We start from the raw sequence: 20678 nt of genomic DNA, 5'->3' as shown, positions 1-20678 counted from the left end.
TCAGCCCATGATGACCGGGGCGGGGTTGCGCTCCAGCAGCAGCACCGCGACGTCGTCGGTGAGCGCGCCGCCGTTCAGCTCCTCGACCTCGGCGATCGCGCTGTCGACCAGCCGGCCCCTGGTCAGGCCGTCGGCCTGGTGGTCGCCGATCAGCTCGACCAGCCCGTCCTGGCCCAGTCGGCGGGAGCCGGCGCCGACCCGGCCCTCGACCAGGCCGTCGGTGTAGAGCAGCAGGCTCCAGCCCGGGTCGAGGGTCAGCTCCTCGGCGGGCCAGGCGGCTCCGGGATCGTCGCAGTGCAGCAGCCCGAGGGCCGGGCCCGCCTGGTCGGCGGAGAGCAGGGTGGGTGTGCCGCCGGGGCCGAGCAGCAGCGGCGAGGGGTGCCCGGCGAGATAGAGCCTGGCCTGGTCCCGGCCGGCCAGGGCCGCAGGGGTGTCGGTCTCTGCGGGGGAGAGCACCAGCATGCAGAGCGTCGCGAAGATCTCATCGCTGCGCCGCTCGTGCTCCAGCACGTGCTGGAGGGTGGTGAGCAGGGCCTGCCCGGTCAGCCCGGCGAAGACCAGCGAGCGCCAGGCGATCCGGAGCGCGACCCCGAGGGCGGCCTCGTCCGGCCCGTGCCCGCAGACGTCGCCGATCACCACGTGGACCATGCCGTCGTCCGTCCGGACGGCGTCGTAGAAGTCACCGCCGAGCAGTGCCCGGCTGCGGCCGGGGCGGTAGCGGCGGGTGAAGGAGAGCCCGGCGCCGTCGAGCAGCGGGGTGGGCAGCAGGTGGCGCTGGAGGCGGGCGTTCTCCTGGCCGCGCAGCTCGGCTTCGACCAGGCGGCGCTGGGACTCGTCGGCCCGCTTGCGCTCCACCGCGTACCGCAGTGCGCGGGCCAGCAGGGGCCCGTCGGTCTCGTGCCGGATCAGGAAGTCCTGGGCTCCGGCCGCCACGGCGGCGGCGCCCAGCTCGGCCCCGGCCGCGTCGGTGAGCACCACGACGGCGGTCTGCGGGGCGTGCCGGAGCAGCTCGCGGAGCCCCTCCAGGCCTTGCAGCGGGCCTCGCTGGTCGGCCGGGTCGGCGAGGTCCAGCAGGACGCAGCCGAACTCGGCCTCGCGCACTCGGCCTCGCCGGGGGCCGGGCCGGGTCAGCCGGGTGGTGGCGGAGGCCACGCCCTGGGCCCAGTGCAGCTCGATCGCCGAGCCGCTGTCGGCGACCAGCTGCTCCAGGAAGGCCGCGTCGGTGAAGTCGTTCTCGATCACCAGCAGCCGGAACGGGGCGTCCGGTGTGCCGGCGGTGGCCCGGGGGTGCGGTATCGGACTGTGCCCAGCCTCGACCGCCTCCGCGCGCGTACTGCGCGTTTCGGTGAGGGCGCCCGGCCGGTGCGTGGCACGTGGTGCCCGCCCGTCTCCCGTTGCGGGCATTGGTCGGTCCTCCCTTTCCCCGACTGGGCAACGGCTGAGGTCCGCGCGCAGTGCCCGCATGGCACTGTGTGTCGGGGAGCTTCCCGCGACCATAACGTGATCTCCGGAGTTTTCTCCGGCCGACCGGCGACTCTGTGGCTATTGCCACGCCGCGGTGGCCGAGCGTTCGGCTGACGGCGGGCACCGCGACTACGGTGCTCGACAGGGAATGTGACGGAAGGTCGGTACGGTGACGCGGATCACTCTGGTCGAGGGTGACATCACGGAGCAGCGGGTGGACGTGGTGGTGAACGCCGCCAACTCCTCACTGCTGGGCGGCGGCGGGGTGGACGGCGCGATCCACCGCAAGGGCGGTCCGGAGATCCTGGCCGACTGCCGCAGGCTGCGCGCCTCGCACTACGGCAAGGGCCTGCCGACCGGCCGGGCCGTGGCCACCACGGCCGGCCGGCTGCCGGCCCGCTGGGTGGTGCACACGGTGGGGCCCGTCCACCTGCCGGAGGAGTACGAGGAGCGGGCCGGGCTGTTGGCGTCCTGCTATCGGGAGTCCCTTCGGGTCGCGACAGAGCTGGGTGCGCGGACGGTGGCCTTCCCGGCGATCTCGACCGGGGTGTACCGGTGGCCGTTGGAGGACGCGGCGCGGATCGCCCTCGCGGCGGTGGCGGAGTTCACGGACGGTGGGTCGGAGCTGACGGAGGTGCGGTTCGTGCTGTTCGGCCGGGAGGCGTACGAGGCATTCGAGCGCGCTGCGGAGCAGAGGAGCTGACCGAGGCTGGGACAGCCGCCGGCCGCTCGTGCGGTGTCCCTATGGTGGCGTGACGAGGCGTCAGCACACCAGAGGTATTCGATAACTCGTTCGAGTGAATCGTGGCGGGCCATAGAACGGATGACCGAGTAGACGGTCTACGGGGCCAACGCACTCCACGGCACGGTGACCTCGCCCTGCCGCCACCGCCCGCGCGCGTCCACCAGCGGCCAGCTCCCGCCCAGCGCCCCGCACGCGGCCACCCAGCGCTGCCTGGCCCCGAACGCCCCGTACGGCGCCGCCGCCGACCAGGCCCGGTCGAAGTCGGCGAGGAAGGTGTGCACCGGACGGCCTGGCACGTTGTGGTGGATCAGCGCCTTCGGCAGCCGTTCCGCCAGGTCGGACGGCCGCTCCAGGCTGCCCAGCCGGGCCGCGAAGGTGACCGTCCGGGGGCCCTCGGGGCCGAGCGCGACCCAGACGTGCCGCCGCCCGATCTCGTCGCAGGTGCCCTCGACCAGCAGCCCGCCGGGCGCCAGCCGTCCGCACAGCCGCTCCCAGACCGCCGCCACCGCCGACTCCTCGTACTGCCGCAGCACGTTGGCGGCCCGGATCAGCAGGGGCCGCTCCCCGCCGTCCAACGGCACCTCGAAGCCGCCCCGGCGGAAGGTCAGCAGCGGCGGATCGGCGTACGGCAGCGCCGCCGCGACCCGCTCGGGCTCGATCTCGATGCCGACCGTCCGGACGTCGGCCCGTACGGCGCGCAGCCGGCCGGCCAGCTCGACGGCCGTCCACGGCGCGGCGCCGTAGCCGAGGTCCACGGCGACCGGCGGCCGGTCGGCGGAGCGCAGGGCGGGCCCCAGGGTGTGGGCGATCCAGCGGTCCATCCGCCGCAGCCGGTTGGTGTTGGTGGTGCCCCGGGTGACCGTTCCGACCGGTCGGTCCCGCCGCCCACGGGCGGCGGAGCTGGAGGGATCGAACGAGGCGGCCATGCCGAGCAGCCTACGGCGGGGCCGTCGGACAGTCCCACCAGGTGGGCGGGAATGCCGTCCGCACCTTCGGCGGTTGTCACACTGGACGAATGCCCACGTGCCCGTGGGCGGCAGACGGGGAGCAACCAAGGAGGCCTCCGCAGGTGACCCAGCACCCTGCTCGAACGGCTCSCCGTGCCCAGCTTCTGCCCCCCGCGCGGGGGCGGTTGCAGGCTCTGGTGGGTGGCCGTTCCCGTCGGCCGCGCCGGATCGCGATGCTGAGCGTGCACACCTCCCCGCTGCACCAGCCGGGCACCGGCGACGCGGGCGGAATGAACGTCTACATCGTCGAGCTGGCGAAGCGGCTGGCCCAGCTCGACATCGAGGTCGAGGTCTTCACCCGGGCGATCAGCTCCGACGACGCGCCGACCGTCGAGCTGGCGCCGGGGGTGCTGGTCCGGCACGTCACGGCCGGTCCGTTCGAGGGCTTGGTCAAGGAGGACCTGCCCGCCCAGCTGTGCGCCTTCACGCACGCGGTGCTGCGCACCGAGGCGGGCCACCGGCCCGGCCACTACGACCTGGTGCACTCGCACTACTGGCTCTCCGGCCAGGTCGGCTGGCTGGCCGCCCAGCGCTGGGGCGTCCCGCTGGTGCACACCATGCACACCATGGCCCGGGTGAAGAACGCCGCGCTGGCCGAGGGCGACACCCCCGAGCCGGCCGCCCGGGTGATCGGCGAGAGCCAGGTGGTCGAGGCCGCCGACCGGCTGATCGCCAACACCGCCGAGGAGGCCGCCGAGCTGGCCTTCCACTACGCGGCCCGGCCTGACCAGCTGGCCGTGGTGCACCCCGGCGTCAACCTCGACGTGTTCCGCCCCGGCGACCGGCAGGCCGCCCGGGCCAGGCTCGGCCTGCCGCAGGATGCCGCCGTGCTGCTCTTCGCGGGCCGGATACAGCCGCTCAAGGCGCCGGACGTCCTGCTCCGGGCGGTCGCGGTGCTGCTGGACCGCGAGCCCGAGCTGCGCAGTCGGCTGGTCGTGCCGGTGGTCGGCGGCCCGTCCGGCAGTGGCCTGGCCAAGCCGGAGAGCCTGCAGAAGCTGGCCGCCGAGCTCGGCATCTGTGACGTGGTCAGGTTCCACCCGCCGGTCGGCCAGGCCGAGCTGGCCGAGTGGTACCGGGCGGCAACGGCCCTGGTGATGCCCTCGTACAGCGAGTCCTTCGGGCTGGTCGCGCTGGAGGCGCAGGCCTGCGGTACCCCGGTGGTGGCGGCCGCCGTCGGCGGGCTCCCGGTCGCGGTCCGGGACGGTCGGACGGGTGCTCTGGTGAGCGGCCACGACCCGGGCGACTGGGCCGGGGCGCTGCGTCCGTACGTGACCGACACCGAGCTGGTGCACCGTCAGGGGGCGGCCGCCGCCGCCCATGCGGCCGCGTTCGGCTGGGAGACCGCCGCGGCGAGCACCGGCGAGGTGTACACCTCGGCGATGCACCGGTCGGGGCTGCGCGGCGGCCTTCGGCTGGCCTGAGGTCAGCTTGAGGGCCTGTCCCGGGTCCGGCCTGACGGGGAGTCATCACGCCGGCCGCGGTACCGCCGAGTAACGTCTCCCCCATGGCAATCCGTACCAAGGACGACGCCCTCGCGCTGCTCCGGACCGCGCTGGACGAGGCGGGCGTGGCCTGGGAGCCCGCCGCGACCGATCCGTACACGCTGGTCGCGACGCTGCCCGGGACGCGCAAGCTGGCCACCCCGTGCGCCCTGCGGGTCGGTGACCACACCCTCTCGGTGAACGCCTTCGTGGTCCGGCGGCCGGACGAGAACCACGAGGCGGTCTACCGCTGGCTGCTGGAGCGCAACACCAAGCTGTTCGGTGTCGCGTACGCGATCGACGCGCTCGGCGACGTCTACCTGGCGGGCCGGCTGCCGCTGGAGGGGCTGACCACCGAGGTGGTGGACCGGCTGCTCGGCACCGTGCTGCAAGGGGCCGACGAGCCCTTCAACACCCTGCTGGAGCTCGGCTTCGCGACCGCGATCCGGCGCGAGTGGGCGTGGCGCACCAAGCGCGGCGAGTCCACTGGCAACCTGGCGGCCTTCACCCACCTGGCCGGTCCCACCGGGGAACGGCCGGAGACCGACTGACCGTCAGACGACGGCGGGCCGGCGCTCCGGCTCGGCCGCCGGGACCGGGGTGGCGGGGCGGCGGCCGACCAGCAGGAACCCGAGCGCGGCGGCGGTGCCCAGGCCCGCGCAGGTGCCCCAGACCGCGACCCCGCCGCCGTGTTCGAGCAGCAGCCCGCCGCCCACCGGGCCGAGGAACGCGGCCAGCGACCAGGAGAGCGAGAACACGCCCTGGTAGCGCCCCCGGGCCAGGGCCGGGGAGTGCTCGGCGATCAGCGCCATCATGGTCGGGGTGTTCATCATCTCGCCGACCGTCCAGACCACCACGGTGAGCGCGAAGAGCACCGCCGAGGAGCCGGCGAACATGGTCAGCCCGAAGCCCCAGCCGGTCAGCAGCACGCTGGCGACCAGCATCGCGGTGCGGTTCCGGCCGGTCATCAGGCGGGTCAGCGGGAGCTGGAGCAGCACGATCAGCAGTCCGTTCAGGCCGATCACCAGCCCGTACTGCGAGGCCGGGACCCCGGCCTGGCGCATGTCGAGGGCGAGCGTGCTGTTGCTCTGCTGGACGATCAGGGCGAGCAGCAGGTTGATGCCGACGATCGCCATGAACCGGCCGTCCCGGAACACCGTGCCCAGGCCGACGGTGGGCGCCGAGCGCTCCACGGCGGTGACGGCGGGCTTGGTCTCGGGGATCCGGACGAAGATCACCACCGCGCAGGCCAGCGTGCTGGCCGCGTCCAGCAGGAAGAGCGTCAGATACCCGTGCCCGGCGAGCAGCCCGGCAGCCGCCGCAGCGACGCTGAAGCCCAGGTTGATCGCCCAGAAGTTCAGCGAGTACGCCCTGACCTGGTCCTCGGCGGGCACCAGGTCGGCGATGATCGCCGACACGGCCGGGCGGGAGGCGTTGCTGGTCAGACCGACCAGGAAGGCCACCACCGCGATCGCGACCTGGCCGTCGGTGAAGCCGAGCACCGCCATGCTGACGGCGGTGGACAGCTGGGCCGCGAGCAGCGTCGGCCGCCGTCCGATCCGGTCGGTCAGCACCCCGCCGCCGACCGCCGCGATCGCCGAGCCGAGCCCGAAGAGCGAGGCGACCAGGCCCGCGTACGTGGTCGAGTAGCCGCGCTCGGAGGTCAGGTAGAGGGCGAGGAACGGCACCACGAAGCCGCCGATGCGGTTCACCAGTGTGCTGACCCAGAGCCACCAGAACGCCCGGGGGAGTCCACCGGCCGTCTCCGATAGTGAGACGCGCAGGCGTTGCAGAGCGGGCATGTGGGGGCTCCCGGGTGGCACGGAGTCCCGCTGAGCGGTTCGGGGCAGGGCAGGGCGGCCGCTCAGCGCGACGGTAAGTGGCTAAATTCCGATGCGAACATTACTGCTGGACCTCCGTCCCGACCAGCGGTTATTCGCCTCTATTAAGCTGACCCCCATGGCTGACACGACCTACCGACTGATCCTGCTCCGTCACGGCGAGAGCCAGTGGAACCAGAAGAACCTCTTCACCGGCTGGGTCGACGTCGACCTCAACGAGAAGGGCGAGAAGGAGGCCGCACGCGGCGGCGAGCTGCTCGCCGCCGAGGGCTACCTCCCCGACGTGCTGCACACCTCCCTGCTGCGCCGCGCGATCCGCACCTCGCAGATCGCCCTGGACAAGGCCGACCGGCACTGGATCCCGGTCAGCCGCAGCTGGCGGCTGAACGAGCGCCACTACGGCGCCCTCCAGGGCAAGGACAAGGCCCAGACCCTGGCCGAGTTCGGCGAGGAGCAGTTCCAGCTCTGGCGCCGTTCATACGACACCCCGCCGCCCGCGCTCGAGGACGGCACCGAGTACTCGCAGTCCGGCGACGCCCGCTACGGCGACATCCCGAGCGAGCTGCGTCCGCGCACCGAGTGCCTCAAGGACGTCGTCGACCGGATGCTCCCGTACTGGTACGACGCGATCGTCCCCGACCTGGCAGCCGGCAAGACCGTCCTGGTCACCGCGCACGGCAACAGCCTGCGCGCGCTGGTGAAGCACCTCGACGGCATCTCCGACGAGGCCATCGCCGGCCTGAACATCCCCACCGGCATCCCGCTCGTCTACGAGCTCGACGCCGACTTCAAGCCGCTCACCAAGGGCGGCCGCTACCTGGACGCGGACGCCGCCGCGGCCGCCATCGAGGCGGTCAAGAACCAGGGCAAGAAGTAAGTCCGACGCACTGACGGCCCCTCACCTGCGCGGATCGCGCGGGTGAGGGGCCGTCGCCGTTCCCGGGCCCTCTGTGGGCCGTCGGCCGACGAAAAAGTTCGTGCGGCGCCTGCCGGGCAGGGGCAGGATCGCCCCATGACGGACATGCGAGCGTTCCGGGACGCGGTCACCGGTTGGGCGGCGGGCGGTCCCGGCGGGCCGGCGGGTGAGCTGGCCGCGCGGCTGGGGGTGCGGACCGCGGTGCTGTTGGAAGGGCCGAGCGACCTCGCGGCCGTGGAGACGCTGGCCGCGCGCCAGGGCCGGGACCTGGCGGCCGAAGGGGTGTGCGTCACGTCCATGGGCGGAGCGATGAGCGTCGGCCGCTACGCCGGCCTGCTCGGGTCGCCGGGGCTGGGACTGCGGCTCGCCGGACTGTGCGACGAGGGCGAGCTGGGGTACTACGACCGCGCCTTCGAGAGCGCTCGCGCGCCGCGCCACGGGTTCTTCGTCTGCGTGGCGGACCTGGAGGAGGAACTCATCCGCGCGCTGGGCGTGGCGAGTGTCGAGGAGATCCTCCGGGCCGAGGGTGACTTCGTGGCCTGGCAGATCTTCGGGCGCCAACCCGCACAGCAGGGCCGGCTCCCGGAGCGGCAGTTGCGGCGTTTCCTCGGTACGAAGAAGGGCCGCAAGATCCGCTACGGCCGCCTGCTGGTCGAGGCCCTCGACGCCGAGCGGGTGCCTGCTCCCCTGCGCGATCTGCTCGCGAGCCTGTGACCTGAGCCCGGGAGGTCGGCCCGAGCTCGGCCGACCCCTGCGTCAACTCGCCGCTGTGGGGCGGTGGTTCAGACCATTGACGGGTCGGCTGTGCGCTCCTACGGTATGCACCAGCGCTGGCGCGAGCACGCCAAGATCCCCCACCGGCGGCCGTTCGCCAGTCATGCACTCCATCCACCCCCACAGCTCGCTCCGGCCTGCCCGGAGACGAGTCCGGAAGGAGCACCATGCGTAAGCGCCACCTGTTCGCGGCCCTCGTCGGGGCCCTGGCCGTACCGGTCGCCACCGCGATCCCGGCCTTCTCGCACGGCTACATCAGCGGCCCGCCGAGCCGGGCCGCGTACTGCGCCGCGGGCACCGTCACCGGCTGCGGCGACATCCAGTGGGAGCCGCAGAGCGTCGAGGGGCCGAAGGGCTTCCCGAGCGGCGGCCCGGCCGACGGCAAGCTCTGCGCGGGCGGCAACAGCCGGTTCGCCCAGCTGGACAACCCGCGGAACGGGGCCTGGCCGACCACCAAGGTGACGGCGGGTCAGAAGCAGAACTTCACCTGGAAGTTCACCGCCAGGCACGCCACCGCCCAGTACCGGTACTTCCTCACCAAGCCGGGCTACAGCGCGGCCTCGGTGCTGAGCCGGAGCAACCTCAACCTCACCCCGCTGCTGACCGTCCCCGGCAACAACGCCCAGCCGCCCAGCACCCTCACCCACAGCGTGCCGCTGCCGGCCGGGCTGACCGGGCACCACGTGTTGCTCGCGGTGTGGGACGTCGCCGACACCACGAACGCCTTCTACTCCTGCGTCGACCTGCAGTTCTGAGACCGGAGCCGCAGACCTGCACCGGCCGGGCATACGTCGGCCGGGCGCCCCGCTCAGGACAGGGGCGCCCGGCCGACGGGCGGGACGGTGGGACCGGCCAGGGTCAGTGGCCGCTGCAGCAGCCCCCGGTGACGCCGCCGCACTGGCAGGGCGCACCCGACTGGCAGCCGCAGCCGCAGCCGCCACCACAGCCGCACCCGGCGGCGAGGATCGGCAGCAGGGCGGGGGTGGTCGGCTCGACGACGCTCGACGGTGAACTGGTCGGAGCGGTGGTTGCCTTCATCGCGCTGGGCCCTCCTTGGCACTGGCACACTGCGGCGCACACGGAGGTGTGCCCACCCCCTGAGTGAAGCCCCGCCGGTGACGGGGCGTCAACGGGCGCGCAGGGGCGGTTCAGGACCGCCCCGTGCGCCCCCGCGCCGTTGCCGGTCGGACTGCCGGGTCGGACTGCCCCTACTCCGCGGACTCGGAGTTGGCGACGAATTCGGCCACGTGCTCGCCGGTCACCAGGAAGACCACACGCTTGGCCACCGAGACCGCGTGGTCGGCGAAGCGCTCGTAGTACCGGCCGACCAGGGTGACGTCCACCGCGGTCTCGATGCCGTGCTGCCAGCGGTCGTCCAGCAGGTGCGAGAACAGCTCGCGGTGCAGTGCGTCGATCGCGTCGTCGTCCTGCTCCAGCTCCAGCGCCTTCTCGACGTCCTTGGTGGCGATCACCTGGCCGGCCTTGGCGACCAGCCGCTGGGCGAGCTGCCCCATCTCCAGCACGATCGGGTGCAGGTCGTTCGGGACGGCGGTCTCCGGGAAGCGCAGCCGGGCCACCTTGGCCACGTGCCGGGCCAGGTCGCCGCAGCGCTCCAGGTCGGAGCTCATCCGCAGCGAGGTGACCACGATCCGCAGATCGGTGGCGACCGGCTGCTGACGGGCCAGCAGGTCGATGGCCCGGTTCTCCAGGTCGTGGTGCAGGGCGTTGACCTTGTCGTCGGCGGCTATCACGCTCTCCGCCAGCGCCAGGTCGGCGTCGAGCAGCGCGGTGGTGGCCCGACCCATGGCCGAACCGACCAGCCGGGCCATCTCGACCAGGCCGTCGCTGATCGAGTCGAGTTCCTCGTGGTACGCGTCGCGCATTGCTGCTCTCCTCAGTAGCTCTGTCGGTGGCGGTGCCGACCGGCCATCTCACATGACAGACGAGCCCGTCTGACGATCGGGACGGCCGCTGCTGGTGGCGGCATCGTAGTGCCGTCACCGCCCGGACGGGCTGCGCCACCCACCCTGGGCCGTTTGGGCGACCACGCACGGCCGGTGTAGTGAACCGGTGGCAGCGTGAAGGTGAATTCTCGGCAACGCGCGGCCGATGCCTTGATCTCACCCCGGGGGTGGGCCGCCATCATGCGCTTACGCTGGCCACATGGACGTGAACGTGGCTCTCGCCGCAGCCTGCGCCATAGCCGGGCTCGGTGTCGGTCTCACGGCCGCGATCGCCTTCCGCTGGAGTGAGCGGGAGCAGGCCAGGGCAGGTAGCGGAGGCAAGGTCGGAAAGACAGGCGTAAGCACGCCGACGCAGGAACCGCCGCTCCCGCCGGGGGTGGACACCGTGCTCTCGGTGCTGCGCTCGTGCGCGATCGTGCTCGGCGAGGGCGACGAGGTGGTCAAGGCCAGCTCCGCCGCCTATGCGATGGGCCTGGTCAGGGGAGGGGCGATGGCCGTGGAGCAGATGCTCTCGCTGGCCCGCGCCACTCGCCGGGACGGCGAGATCCGCCAGGTCGAGCTGGAGGTGCCCAAGCCCGGTGCGGCCCGCGCCACCGACCCGCTGGCGGTCTCCGTCCGGGTCGCCCCGCTCGGCTCCCGGCTGGTCCTGGTGCTGGTCGAGGACCTGACCGAGCGCCGCCGGATCGAGGCGGTCCGGCGGGACTTCGTGGCCAACGTCTCGCACGAGCTGAAGACCCCGGTCGGCGCGCTCTCGCTGCTCTCCGAGGCGGTCGCGGACGCGTCCGACGATCCGGAGGCGGTGCAGCGCTTCGCCGGCCGGATGCAGATCGAGGCGACCAGGCTGGCCAGCCTGGTGCAGGAGATCATCGACCTGTCCCGGGTCCAGGACGACCAGTTGATGGTCGACCCGGAGCCGGTCCCGGTGGACACCCTGATCGCCGAGGCGATCGACCGCTGCCGCCAGCCCGCCGCCGCCAAGCAGATCCACATCGCGGCCGGCGGCATCGGCGGCCTCTACCTGCACGGCAACCGCGGCCAGCTGGCCGCCGCGCTGGGCAACCTGGTGGAGAACGCGGTCAACTACAGCCCGCCCCGTACCCGGGTGGCGATCGCCACCCGGCGGATCTCCAGCGCCGCCGCCCTCGGTGAGGCGGACGGCGAGCTGATCGAGATCTCGGTGACCGACCAGGGCATCGGCATCTCCGAGAAGGACCGCGAGCGGATCTTCGAGCGCTTCTACCGCGTCGACCCGGCCCGCTCCCGGGCCACCGGCGGAACCGGCCTCGGCCTCTCCATCGTCAAGCACGTGGCGGCCTCCCACGGCGGCACCGTGTCGGTGTGGAGCGTCGAGGGCCAGGGTTCCACCTTCACCGTCCGACTCCCCGCCGGTCAGGCTCCGGCGGCGAGCCAGCAGAGCCCCATCATCCTCCCCAACCCCCATCCTGCCCCGGAGGCCCGATCGTGACCCGAGTACTGGTGGTCGAGGACGAGGAGTCGTTCAGCGACGCCCTGTCGTACATGCTCCGCAAGGAGGGCTTCGAGGTGGCCATCGCCGCCACCGGCCCCGACGCGCTGGAGCAGTTCGAACGCAACGGCGCCGACCTGGTGCTGCTCGACCTGATGCTCCCCGGCCTGCCCGGTACGGAGGTCTGCCGTCAGCTCCGGGTCCGCTCCAACGTCCCGGTGATCATGGTCACCGCCAAGGACAGCGAGATCGACAAGGTGGTCGGCCTGGAGATAGGTGCCGACGACTACGTCACCAAGCCCTACTCCACCCGCGAGCTGGTCGCCCGGATCCGCGCGGTGCTCCGCCGCCGCGGTGAGGACGGCGGCCCCGGCGAGAACGGTGGCGGCCCCGGTGCCCTGGAGGCCGGTCCGGTCCGGATGGACGTCGACCGGCACGTGGTGACGGTGGACGGCGCCAAGGTCGACCTGCCGCTCAAGGAGTTCGACCTGCTGGAGATGCTGCTCCGCAACGCGGGCCGGGTGCTCACCCGGATGCAGCTGATCGACCGGGTCTGGGGCGCCGACTACGTCGGTGACACCAAGACCCTGGACGTCCACGTGAAGCGCCTGCGGGCCAAGATCGAGCCGGACCCGGGGGCCCCGCGCTTCCTGGTGACGGTCCGTGGCCTGGGCTACAAGTTCGAGCCGTAAACCGACGTACCGAAGGCCCCCGCTCGCACCGAGCGGGGGCCTTCGGCATGACGTGCGGTCAGTGCGAGGCCGCGGTGGTCGACGCCGACGGCGAGGTCGACGCGCCGGCGGACGGCGACGCGGAGCCGGAGGCACCGGCCGAAGCGGACGCCGAAGCCGAGGCCGACGGCGACGCGGAGGCGGAGGCGGACGGCGATGCCACGTGGTCGGTGGCCGGGCCGTAGCCCTCGTACACACCGGTGGCGGGGTGCACCTGGGCCCTGACGCCGACCTTGCCGGCCTTGGCGAACGAGAACGCGGTGGGGGCGAAGCCGCCGACCTCCAGCTTGGCCGAGGCGAACTTGGCGACCGGCTGGCCCTCGCTGCCGATCGCCACGGCGCTGCCGGCCGGAATGACGATCTCGGACAGCGCGGCGCCCTTGGCGTCCGTGAAGGTCGCGGTGACGCCCTCGCCGACGATGACCGACTGCAGGGTCTCGGCGGTCGGGCCGGTGTTGCTGATGTTCACCGCGAGCTGGGCCGGGCCGGCGTGCTCGGAGCTGGAGCCGGCCGCGGTCACCACCACGATGTTGTTGAGCTTGAGGTTGTCCCCGATCGACGTCGCGGCGTTGTCCGGCTTGATCTGCAGGGTCTCCGGGGTGTTCCCGGCGGCACAGGCGGACAGCGGGAGGATCGCGGCGAGGGCGATCACGGCGATCGCGCCGCGTCGAAGGCTGCGGCTCACGGCGGCGGCATCTCCTTGGTATCTCGGGTCGGTGGTCAGGGTCAGGTTACCGACCGCAGTTATCCGGTTCTCACGGGGTGGCCCCGTGTCGCGGGTGGAGTCCGGGGAGGGGGCCCCGCCGAGGCCCGCCGGGGGCCGCGACCGCGTATACGGCAAAAACCCATGATCCAATCATGGTTTCGGGAGTGTTGCCAGAGGTTTCGTCAGGTGTGTATACCGCCTCCGACCTGCGGTAAGGCCCCGTCGAACACCGGTCGCAGCACGCCGAAGGGGCCCTTGTCAAGCCCCGAGACCGGCTCTGACCTGCGAAAACGCCCTTCGGGTGGGCTGGGAACCGTGTTATTCTGGTAAGCCACGGAAGGGGCCCTGTCACATGACGTTCAAGGTTGGCGACACGGTGGTCTACCCCCATCACGGGGCTGCGCTGATCGAGGCCATTGAGATTCGCCAGATCAAAGGTGTGGACAAGACCTACCTGGTGCTGAAGGTGCAGCAGGGAGACTTGACGCTGCGCGTGCCCGCGGAGAATGCGGAGTTCGTCGGTGTGCGCGACGTAGTTGGCCAGGAAGGCCTCGACCGAGTGTTCGAGGTCCTGCGTGCGCCTTACACGGAGGAGCCGACCAACTGGTCGCGCCGGTACAAGGCGAACCTCGAGAAGCTCGCCTCCGGCGATGTGATCAAGGTGGCCGAGGTCGTCCGCGACCTGTGGCGTCGCGAGCGTGAGCGCGGTCTCTCGGCCGGAGAGAAGCGGATGCTCGCCAAGGCGCGCCAGATCCTGGTCAGCGAGCTCGCACTCGCGGAGAACACCAATGAGGACAAGGCGGAGACGCTGCTCGACGAGGTCTTGGCTTCGTAGTTCAGCCCCCGCAGGTCGAAGCGCCCGATGTCGGTGCGTCACCATGGTCACGTACGTGATCCAGGTGGTCACCCGGCACCTCGGGCGCTTCGGCGTACCCGGGCACTGGTCGAACGGTCTGACGGAGACCCGGTGCTTGCGGAAGGGGCCGGGGCACCGTCGGGCGTTCGCCTGGGCCATACCCATCGCGCCGAAGGCGCGAAACCTGACCGCGAAACTTGGAAGAACCGGCACAGCGCCGAAGGAGCGAAACCCTGAACGGCACAGCAGCAGTCGCAGCAGCCGTGGTCCCCGCCGCAGGGCGGGGCGAGCGGCTCGGCCCCGGTGCCCCGAAGGCGCTGCGTGAGCTCGGCGGGGTTCCCCTGCTGGTGCACGCGGTCCGGGCACTGGCGCGCAGTCGGGCGGTCGGCCTGGTGGTGGTGGCGGCCCCGCCGGAGGGGGTGGCCGAGGTGATCGCCCTGCTGGACAGTCACGGGCTGGACGGCAAGGACATCCGGGTGGTGGCCGGCGGTGACACCCGGCAGGAGTCGGTCCGGCTCGGCCTGGCCGCGATCCCGGCCGAGGTCGGCATCGTGCTGGTGCACGACGCGGCCCGGCCGCTGGTCCCGGTCGAGGTGGTGGACGCGGTCGCCGCGGCCGTCCGGGCCGGAGCCGAGGCGGTGGTGCCCGCGGTGCCGCTGGCCGACACCGTGAAGCTGGTCGAGCCGCAGAGCGGCGGCCGTCCCGAGCCGGTGCTGGACACGCCCGACCGTTCGACGCTCCGCGCGGTGCAGACGCCGCAGGGCTTCCGCCGGGACGTCCTGGCGGCGGCGCACGAGCGGGCACTCACCGAGCCGGTGGCGGTCACCGACGACGCCGGGCTGGTGGAGCAGTTCGGCGGCAAGGTGGTGGTGGTGCCGGGCCACGAGGAGGCGTTCAAGGTGACGCGTCCGCTGGACCTGGTGCTGGCCGAGGCCGTCCTCGCCCGGAGGAGGGCTTCCGATGGCTTCTGACACTCCTCTGATCCCGCTGGTCGGGATCGGCACCGACGTGCACGCCTTCGAGGCCGGCCGCCCGCTCTGGGTGGCCGGGCTCGAGTGGCCGGAGGCCGAGTTCGGGCTGGCCGGGCACTCGGACGCGGACGTGGCGGCGCACGCCGCCTGCGACGCGCTGTTCTCGGCGGCCGGGGTGGGCGACCTGGGTGCGCACTTCGGCACCGACCGCCCCGAGTGGTCCGGCGCCTCCGGTGTCGCGCTGCTCACCGAGGCGGCCCGGATCGTCCGGGCGGCGGGCTTCGAGATCGGCAACGTCGCGGTCCAGGTGATCGGCGTCCGGCCGAAGGTCGGCAAGCGCCGGGCCGAGGCGCAGGCCGCGCTCTCGGCGGCGGTGGGCGCGCCGGTCTCGGTCTCCGGCACCACCACCGACGGTCTCGGCCTGACCGGCCGGGCCGAGGGTCTGGCCGCGATCGCCACGGCGTTGGTGTACCGGGTCTGAGGGCCGCTCTTCCGGATCGGCCTGCTCTCGTCAACGTGCCGGACCACCCGTACCGGTGCCTGGAGCTGCACCGGGAGGTGACCCCGTGGTGGTCCGGCTGTCGCCCCGCAAGGCGGTCGGCAGCGCCTGAACCCGGCGCAGTTGACGTCCCCGTGGGCGAAAGGTGGCGGGGCACCCCCTGTAGCCCACTACGCTTGACGCTGTGAGCCTTCGCCTGTACGACACCAGCACCCGCCAGGTACGCGACTTCGTCCCGCTTGTACCGGGCTGTGTCTCCATGTACCTGTGTGGCGCGACCGTCCAGGCGCCCCCGCACATCGGACATATCCGGTCCAACCTCAACTTCGACGTGATGCGCCGGTGGTTCGGCTACCGCGGCTACCAGGTCACCTTCGTCCGGAACGTCACGGACATCGACGACAAGGTGATCGCCAAGGAGCGCGAGCTCGGCACCCCGTGGTGGCAGATCGCGTACACCAACGAGCGTGCCTTCAACGAGGGTTACGCGGCGCTGGGCTGCCTGCCGCCCTCGGCGGAGCCGCGGGCCACCGGCCATGTGCCCGAGATGATCGAGATGATGCAGACGCTCATCACGAAGGGCCACGCCTACGAGTCCGAGGGCAACGTCTACTTCGCGGTCACCACGTACCCCGAGTACCTGGCGCTCTCCAACCAGGAGCTGGACAACCTCCGGCAGCCGGAGAGCACCGGCGAGACCGGTAAGCGGGACGCGCGTGACTTCGCGATGTGGAAGCGCTCCAAGGAGGGTGAGCCCAGCTGGGAGACCCCGTGGGGCCGCGGCCGTCCGGGCTGGCACCTGGAGTGCTCGGCGATGGCGCACAAGTACCTCGGGAAGTCCTTCGACATCCACGGTGGCGGGCTCGACCTGATCTTCCCGCACCACGAGAACGAGATCGCGCAGTCGAAGGCCTTCGGCGACGACTTCGCGAACTTCTGGGTGCACAACGCCTGGGTCACCATGAGCGGCGAGAAGATGTCGAAGTCGCTCGGCAACTCGGTGCTGATCTCCGAGATGGTCCAGCGCTGGCGCCCGATCGTGCTCCGGTACTACCTGGCCGGGCCGCACTACCGCTCGATGATCGAGTACAGCGAGGAGTCGGTGCGCGAGGCGGAGACCGCGTTCGCCCGGATCGAGGGCTTCATCCAGCGGGTGACCGAGCTCTGCGGTCCGGTGGACGCGGCCCCCGAGGTGCCGCTGGCCTTCGCCGAGGCGATGGACGACGACCTCGGGGTGCCGCAGGCGCTGGCCGTCGTGCACACCGCCGTCCGCCAGGGCAACAGCGCCCTGACCGCGGACGACAAGGAGAACGCGGTGGCGCGTCTGGCCGAGGTCCGTGCGATGCTCGGTGTACTGGGTCTCGACCCGCTCGACGACCACTGGGCCGGCGCCGAACGTGGCGACGACCTGCACGGGGTGGTGGATTCGCTGGTCCAGCTGGTGCTGGAGCAGCGGCAGGCCGCCCGGGGCCGCAAGGACTTCGCGACCGCGGACGCGATCCGCGACCGGCTGGTGCTGGCGGGCCTGTCCATCGAGGACGGCCCGACCGGCTCACGCTGGACGCTCAACAACCAGTAACCCCGCTTTCCGGGGTGAGGGTGGGCCGTACCGGACCGGTACGGCCCATCCGCATGACGCAGAGCATGCCGTCGGCGGTCGCCGCCGGGGCGTGCGAGACAGACAAGGGAAGTACAGCCATGGCCGGCAACAGCCAGCGCAGGAACCGACGCAACCCCGACTCGAAGAAGGGCGCGAGTGTCGGCACCGGCGGGCACAGCCGGAAGGCGCTCCAAGGCAAGGGTCCGACCCCGCCCGCCTCGGCTCGCAAGGGTCACATCAAGCAGCGGCAGGCCAACGCCGCCGTGAAGCGGGAGATGGACGCCAAGTCGCGGGCCGGCATGCGCCGGGCCGGGGCCGGTGGCCGTGGCGGCCGTGGCGGATCGGGCGCGGCCGAGCTGGTCTTCGGCCGTAACTCGGTGGTCGAGGCGCTGCGCGGCGGCGTGCCCGCCACGGCGCTGTACGTGCTCCAGTTCATCGACACCGACGACCGGGTGCGCGAGGCGCTGCAGGCCGCCACCGAGCGCGGTGTGCCGCTGATGGAGGCGCCGCGCGTCCAGCTCGACAACATGACCGGTGGGATGAACCACCAGGGCATGGTGCTCCAGGTCCCGCCGTACGAGTACGCGCACCCGGAGGACCTGCTGGCCGACGCCGCCGACAAGGGCGAGGACGCGCTGGTGATCGCGCTGGACGGGGTCACCGACTCCCGCAACCTCGGTGCCGTGGTCCGCTCCGCCGCCGCCTTCGGGGCGCACGGCGTGGTGATCCCGGAGCGCCGGGCCGCCGGTATGACCGCCGGGGCGTGGAAGACCTCCTCGGGCGCCGCGGCGCGACTGCCCGTGGCGCGCGCCACCAACATGACCCGCGCGCTGGAGGCGTACCAGAAGGCCGGCCTGATCGTGGTCGGCCTGGCGGCCGACGGCGAGGCGGAGATCGGCGATCTGGCGGCGCTCACCGGACCGGTCGTGATCGTGGCCGGCAGCGAGGGCAAGGGCCTCTCCCGGCTGGTCTCGGAGACCTGTGACATCCGGGTGCGGATCCCGATGCCGGGGGCGACCGAGTCGCTGAACGCCGGTGTCGCGGCGGGCATCGTGCTCTACGAGGCCGCCCGGCTGCGGGCCAAGGGCGTCTGAACCACCGGAGCTTGACGCTCATTTGTCGTAGTGAACCGATCGGGCCTGGTCAGGCCCGGTCGGTTTACTCATGATCACTTCAATCCGGGTCAGGAATCCACCCGGGAGAGTGTCCTAACCGGCCGTCACCCGGTTAGACGGGTGTGGACACCAGAACACCTCGGCGCCCCGCCCCGGGCGGCATGGCGGGAATAGATGCCGGCCCCGGCCTCAACACGGTCAAGGTGCCGTCCGACCCGGCTCGGCTCAGCAGTACCCAGGCCAGCTTCCGGGTCCGGCTGGCCGCCCCGGTGGCCCCGCTGATCGACACCCCGGCGGGCGCGGCCTTCGGCGATCCGTACGCAATGGCGGGCTTCACCCCTCGCCCGATGGTCACCCCCCAGGTCGTGGTCGGCGGCCTCCAGGTCCCGGCGCTGGCCGGTGCGGGCGGCGCGGTGGTGGCTGGTGCCACCCCGATCCGGCGCAAGGGGCGGGTCACCGCCGTCACCTGGAGCGGCCAGGCGGCCCCCGGCGACATGGCGGCCACCCAGCTGCTGGAGGCGGTCCGCCTCAACACCGTGCCGGCCCCGGCCGGGCCGGTCGGCGGCGACGACACCGAGCAGCTCCGGGCGTACCGGCAGAGCCCGGCCCGTCCGCCGCTGCCCGAGCCGGTGGAGAGCTGGGCCCCCGCGGGCGAGCTGCCGGAGGTCTCGGCGACCGGCCCCGACTCCAGACACGCCTGGTACCCCGGCCGCAAGGTCGACCTCGGTCTGGTGCTGCTGCCGCTGCGGATCGTGCTCGGCTCGCTCTCGGTCTACGCCGGGTTCAGCAAGCTCTGCGACCCGGTGTACTTCGACGGCGGCGACCGCGGCTCGATGATGCGCTGGCTGGCTTCGCTGCACCCGTGGGGGGTGGCGCAGCCGCTGCTGGACTTCGCGATGGCCCACCCGGTGGGCTCCGGGCTCGCGGTCGCGTTCATCCAGATCGTGGTCGGCGTGCTGTCGATCCTCGGCCTCTGGCAGCGGGCCGCGGCCGGGACGGCGATGGCCCTGTCGGCCGCGCTGCTGTTCACGGTCAGCTGGCGGGCGGTGCCGGTCTACGACACCCCCGACCTGATCTTCCTGGCGGCCTGGAGCCCCCTGCTGATCGCCGGGGCGCCGTTCGGTTCGCTGGACGGCCGGATCGCGCTGGAGGCCTGGCGCCGGTACGGCTCCTCGGCCCCGGCCGCGCTGCGGCGGCGGATCCTGCGCCGCAGTGGCGTGGTGACCGCCGTGGTGGTCGGGCTGACCCTGCTGCTCGGCTCCATGCTCGGCGCGGCGGTCCGTACCGGCGGCCGGCCCGACCCGGCGCCGGTCAAGCCCCCGACCGACTTCGGTTCGCCGATGTGGCCCGGCAACGGCCCCTCGCCGACCCCGGCCCCGGTCACCCCGGCACCGAAGACGCCCGCCCCGACCCCGACGCCCGCGCCCAGCAAGAGCGGGAGCGGCAAGCCCCGTTCGACCAAGTCGGAGTCCGGTTCGGTCGCCCCGGCCGCCACCCCGGCCAAGGGCAGTTCGGCCGGCTCCACCACCACCGGTACCGGCACGGGCGGCACCGCACCCAAGCCGGCCTCCAGCAGCAGCTCGGGTGGGCTGCTGGGCGGGGTGCTCGGCGCCCCGCTGCTGGTGGGGATGGGATCGGGGACCGGTCCCAGCGGGGTGGACGCCTGAGCGGCGGCCTCTCCGGAAGCGGTTGAAGCGCGGTGGACCTCCCCGGTCCACCGCGCTTCTGCCTGTCCGAGCTCTGAGCTGCCGTCAGGAAGCGGTCGCCGCCAGCTCCTTGGCCGCCTCGGTGAGGTCCTTCGCGGTGTCGATCGCCCGCCAGTAGCACCCCTGCGGCAGCTGGTAGCCCGCCAGCCGCTTGCTGCGGGCGAGTTGGGGGAAGGTGGTGCGCTCGTGGTCGCCGACGTCCGGCAGCAGCTCCTGGAAGCCGGGACCGAAGACGTACAGCCCGGCGTTGATCAGGAAGGGCGAGGGCGGCGACTCGATGAAGTCCAGCACGTTGCCGAACTGGTCGGTCTCCACCGCGCCCCAGGGGATCCGCGGCCGGGCCAGCGCGAGCGTCGCGAGGGCGTCCCGCTCGTGGTGGAAGGCGGCCATGTCGCGCAGGCTGAACCTGGTCCAGATGTCGCCGTTGGTGGCGTACCAGGGCTCGGTGGGGCGGGGGAGCGCCTTGGCCGCGTACTTCAGGCCGCCGCCCCGGCCGAGCGGGACGGTCTCCACCACGGTGCTGACGGCGAGCGGCAGGTCGGCCTGGTCGAGCCACTCCTGGAGCACCTCGGCGAGGTGCCCGCAGGAGATCACCACGTCGGTCACCCCCTCGGCGGCGAGCCAGCCGAGCTGGTGGCCCAGGATGGGCATCCCGGTACCCGGGATCTCGACCAGCGGCTTGGGCCGGTCGTCGGTGTACGGGCGCAGCCGCGAGCCCTGCCCGCCCGCCAGGATGACGGCCTGGGTCACGGCGGGGGAGTGCGGGTGCGATGCGGTCGAGTCAGCGGTCATGACAGCACTCTAGGGCTGCCGGGGTGACCGTACGGGGCGCGTGGG

Annotated in this window: 21 protein-coding genes; 14 read left to right on the top strand and 7 right to left on the bottom strand. The window is 72.6% G+C overall.

Annotated features, from left to right (window positions below; all coding sequences use genetic code 11):
• Positions 1-1404 (bottom strand): PP2C family protein-serine/threonine phosphatase, encoded by a 1404-nt coding sequence (locus ASC99_RS14240; protein WP_057231868.1) that lies wholly within the window; start codon positions 1402-1404, stop codon positions 1-3.
• A 229-nt stretch (positions 1405-1633) separates the two neighbouring features.
• Here ASC99_RS14240 and ASC99_RS14235 point away from each other — a divergent pair, with 229 nt between their 5' ends.
• Positions 1634-2167, top strand: a complete 534-nt coding sequence (locus tag ASC99_RS14235; RefSeq protein ID WP_057231866.1) for an O-acetyl-ADP-ribose deacetylase — start codon at positions 1634-1636, stop codon at positions 2165-2167.
• Between the two features lie 137 nt (positions 2168-2304).
• Here ASC99_RS14235 and ASC99_RS14230 read toward each other — a convergent pair whose 3' ends face one another.
• Complete coding sequence (locus tag ASC99_RS14230) at positions 2305-3135, bottom strand: hypothetical protein (RefSeq protein WP_057231864.1); 831 nt, start codon at positions 3133-3135, stop codon at positions 2305-2307.
• A gap of 143 nt (positions 3136-3278) precedes the next feature.
• Between ASC99_RS14230 and mshA the strand changes: the two genes are divergently transcribed.
• Both mshA and ASC99_RS14220 read left to right on the top strand, forming a co-directional pair.
• Positions 3279-4637, top strand: a complete 1359-nt coding sequence (gene mshA / locus ASC99_RS14225) for a D-inositol-3-phosphate glycosyltransferase (RefSeq protein ID WP_057231862.1) — start codon at positions 3279-3281, stop codon at positions 4635-4637.
• A gap of 83 nt (positions 4638-4720) precedes the next feature.
• Positions 4721-5248: a YbjN domain-containing protein gene (locus tag ASC99_RS14220; protein WP_057231861.1), complete on the top strand. Its 528-nt coding sequence runs from the start codon at positions 4721-4723 to the stop codon at positions 5246-5248.
• A gap of 3 nt (positions 5249-5251) precedes the next feature.
• On the opposite strand, the gene ASC99_RS14215 is transcribed toward ASC99_RS14220, so the two are convergent.
• Positions 5252-6499, bottom strand: a complete 1248-nt coding sequence (locus ASC99_RS14215; protein WP_057231859.1) for an MFS transporter — start codon at positions 6497-6499, stop codon at positions 5252-5254.
• A gap of 157 nt (positions 6500-6656) precedes the next feature.
• On the opposite strand from ASC99_RS14215, the gene ASC99_RS14210 reads away from it, so the two are divergent.
• The 3 genes from ASC99_RS14210 to ASC99_RS14200 all read left to right on the top strand — a co-directional run bounded on the left by ASC99_RS14210 (position 6657) and on the right by ASC99_RS14200 (position 8983).
• Positions 6657-7415: a phosphoglyceromutase gene (locus ASC99_RS14210; protein WP_057231857.1), complete on the top strand. Its 759-nt coding sequence runs from the start codon at positions 6657-6659 to the stop codon at positions 7413-7415.
• Between the two features lie 135 nt (positions 7416-7550).
• Positions 7551-8168: a TOPRIM nucleotidyl transferase/hydrolase domain-containing protein gene (locus ASC99_RS14205; RefSeq protein ID WP_057231855.1), complete on the top strand. Its 618-nt coding sequence runs from the start codon at positions 7551-7553 to the stop codon at positions 8166-8168.
• A gap of 227 nt (positions 8169-8395) precedes the next feature.
• Complete coding sequence (locus ASC99_RS14200) at positions 8396-8983, top strand: lytic polysaccharide monooxygenase (RefSeq protein ID WP_057231854.1); 588 nt, start codon at positions 8396-8398, stop codon at positions 8981-8983.
• A gap of 103 nt (positions 8984-9086) precedes the next feature.
• On the opposite strand, the gene ASC99_RS14195 is transcribed toward ASC99_RS14200, so the two are convergent.
• Positions 9087-9266: a hypothetical protein gene (locus ASC99_RS14195; RefSeq protein ID WP_057231852.1), complete on the bottom strand. Its 180-nt coding sequence runs from the start codon at positions 9264-9266 to the stop codon at positions 9087-9089.
• A gap of 170 nt (positions 9267-9436) precedes the next feature.
• Entirely contained in the window at positions 9437-10111 is a 675-nt protein-coding gene (gene phoU, locus ASC99_RS14190) for a phosphate signaling complex protein PhoU (protein ID WP_057231850.1), read from the bottom strand.
• 280 nt (positions 10112-10391) lie between these two features.
• Here phoU and ASC99_RS14185 point away from each other — a divergent pair, with 280 nt between their 5' ends.
• Both ASC99_RS14185 and ASC99_RS14180 read left to right on the top strand, forming a co-directional pair.
• The gene (locus tag ASC99_RS14185; protein WP_057231848.1) at positions 10392-11657 is read left to right on the top strand and encodes a cell wall metabolism sensor histidine kinase WalK; all 1266 of its coding nucleotides are present in this window, start codon (positions 10392-10394) and stop codon (positions 11655-11657) included.
• A complete protein-coding gene (locus ASC99_RS14180) occupies positions 11654-12349 on the top strand; it encodes a response regulator transcription factor (protein ID WP_057231846.1) in 696 nt (231 codons plus the stop codon). Before ASC99_RS14185 ends, ASC99_RS14180 begins: the two co-directional genes overlap by 4 nt.
• 58 nt (positions 12350-12407) lie before the next feature.
• Here the strand turns inward: ASC99_RS14180 and ASC99_RS14175 are convergent, their stop codons facing one another.
• Positions 12408-13073: a hypothetical protein gene (locus tag ASC99_RS14175; protein ID WP_057231845.1), complete on the bottom strand. Its 666-nt coding sequence runs from the start codon at positions 13071-13073 to the stop codon at positions 12408-12410.
• A gap of 373 nt (positions 13074-13446) precedes the next feature.
• Here ASC99_RS14175 and ASC99_RS14170 point away from each other — a divergent pair, with 373 nt between their 5' ends.
• The 6 genes from ASC99_RS14170 (at position 13447) to ASC99_RS14145 (ending at position 19802) form a co-directional block, all read left to right on the top strand.
• On the top strand, positions 13447-13929 hold the full coding sequence (locus ASC99_RS14170) for a CarD family transcriptional regulator (RefSeq protein WP_030244332.1): 483 nt from the start codon (positions 13447-13449) through the stop codon (positions 13927-13929).
• Between the two features lie 284 nt (positions 13930-14213).
• On the top strand, positions 14214-14921 hold the full coding sequence (gene ispD / locus ASC99_RS14165) for a 2-C-methyl-D-erythritol 4-phosphate cytidylyltransferase (RefSeq protein ID WP_082598311.1): 708 nt from the start codon (positions 14214-14216) through the stop codon (positions 14919-14921).
• The gene (ispF, locus tag ASC99_RS14160) at positions 14911-15402 is read left to right on the top strand and encodes a 2-C-methyl-D-erythritol 2,4-cyclodiphosphate synthase (protein ID WP_057231843.1); all 492 of its coding nucleotides are present in this window, start codon (positions 14911-14913) and stop codon (positions 15400-15402) included. The genes ispD and ispF overlap by 11 nt, the downstream gene beginning before the upstream one ends.
• A gap of 202 nt (positions 15403-15604) precedes the next feature.
• Positions 15605-16999: a cysteine--tRNA ligase gene (gene cysS / locus ASC99_RS14155; RefSeq protein WP_057231841.1), complete on the top strand. Its 1395-nt coding sequence runs from the start codon at positions 15605-15607 to the stop codon at positions 16997-16999.
• A 119-nt stretch (positions 17000-17118) separates the two neighbouring features.
• Positions 17119-18114, top strand: a complete 996-nt coding sequence (gene rlmB, locus ASC99_RS14150) for a 23S rRNA (guanosine(2251)-2'-O)-methyltransferase RlmB (RefSeq protein WP_057231839.1) — start codon at positions 17119-17121, stop codon at positions 18112-18114.
• A gap of 182 nt (positions 18115-18296) precedes the next feature.
• A complete protein-coding gene (locus ASC99_RS14145) occupies positions 18297-19802 on the top strand; it encodes a DoxX family protein (protein ID WP_057231837.1) in 1506 nt (501 codons plus the stop codon).
• Between the two features lie 84 nt (positions 19803-19886).
• On the opposite strand, the gene ASC99_RS14140 is transcribed toward ASC99_RS14145, so the two are convergent.
• Positions 19887-20633, bottom strand: coding sequence for a nucleotidyltransferase family protein (locus ASC99_RS14140; protein ID WP_057231835.1), 747 nt, complete (start codon positions 20631-20633; stop codon positions 19887-19889).
• Positions 20634-20678: the final 45 nt, after the last annotated feature.

This window comes from Kitasatospora sp. Root107, from assembly GCF_001424875.1.
Classification (GTDB): domain Bacteria; phylum Actinomycetota; class Actinomycetes; order Streptomycetales; family Streptomycetaceae; genus Kitasatospora.
This window is presented reverse-complemented; position numbering and strand designations above follow the sequence as displayed.

What these genes read in the sequence shown, in the direction of transcription:
- ASC99_RS14170 (WP_030244332.1), top strand. Translation starts at nt 13,447, where the DNA reads ATGACGTTCAAGGTTGGCGACACGGTGGTCTACCCCCATCACGGGGCT.
- ASC99_RS14220 (WP_057231861.1), top strand. Translation starts at nt 4,721, where the DNA reads ATGGCAATCCGTACCAAGGACGACGCCCTCGCGCTGCTCCGGACCGCG.
- ASC99_RS14240 (WP_057231868.1), bottom strand. Translation starts at nt 1,404, where the DNA reads ATGCCCGCAACGGGAGACGGGCGGGCACCACGTGCCACGCACCGGCCG.
- ASC99_RS14200 (WP_057231854.1), top strand. Translation starts at nt 8,396, where the DNA reads ATGCGTAAGCGCCACCTGTTCGCGGCCCTCGTCGGGGCCCTGGCCGTA.
- ASC99_RS14205 (WP_057231855.1), top strand. Translation starts at nt 7,551, where the DNA reads ATGACGGACATGCGAGCGTTCCGGGACGCGGTCACCGGTTGGGCGGCG.
- ASC99_RS14210 (WP_057231857.1), top strand. Translation starts at nt 6,657, where the DNA reads ATGGCTGACACGACCTACCGACTGATCCTGCTCCGTCACGGCGAGAGC.
- phoU (WP_057231850.1), bottom strand. Translation starts at nt 10,111, where the DNA reads ATGCGCGACGCGTACCACGAGGAACTCGACTCGATCAGCGACGGCCTG.
- rlmB (WP_057231839.1), top strand. Translation starts at nt 17,119, where the DNA reads ATGGCCGGCAACAGCCAGCGCAGGAACCGACGCAACCCCGACTCGAAG.
- ASC99_RS14230 (WP_057231864.1), bottom strand. Translation starts at nt 3,135, where the DNA reads ATGGCCGCCTCGTTCGATCCCTCCAGCTCCGCCGCCCGTGGGCGGCGG.
- ASC99_RS14215 (WP_057231859.1), bottom strand. Translation starts at nt 6,499, where the DNA reads ATGCCCGCTCTGCAACGCCTGCGCGTCTCACTATCGGAGACGGCCGGT.
- ASC99_RS14195 (WP_057231852.1), bottom strand. Translation starts at nt 9,266, where the DNA reads ATGAAGGCAACCACCGCTCCGACCAGTTCACCGTCGAGCGTCGTCGAG.
- ASC99_RS14140 (WP_057231835.1), bottom strand. Translation starts at nt 20,633, where the DNA reads ATGACCGCTGACTCGACCGCATCGCACCCGCACTCCCCCGCCGTGACC.
- ispF (WP_057231843.1), top strand. Translation starts at nt 14,911, where the DNA reads ATGGCTTCTGACACTCCTCTGATCCCGCTGGTCGGGATCGGCACCGAC.
- ASC99_RS14145 (WP_057231837.1), top strand. Translation starts at nt 18,297, where the DNA reads ATGGCGGGAATAGATGCCGGCCCCGGCCTCAACACGGTCAAGGTGCCG.
- ASC99_RS14185 (WP_057231848.1), top strand. Translation starts at nt 10,392, where the DNA reads ATGGACGTGAACGTGGCTCTCGCCGCAGCCTGCGCCATAGCCGGGCTC.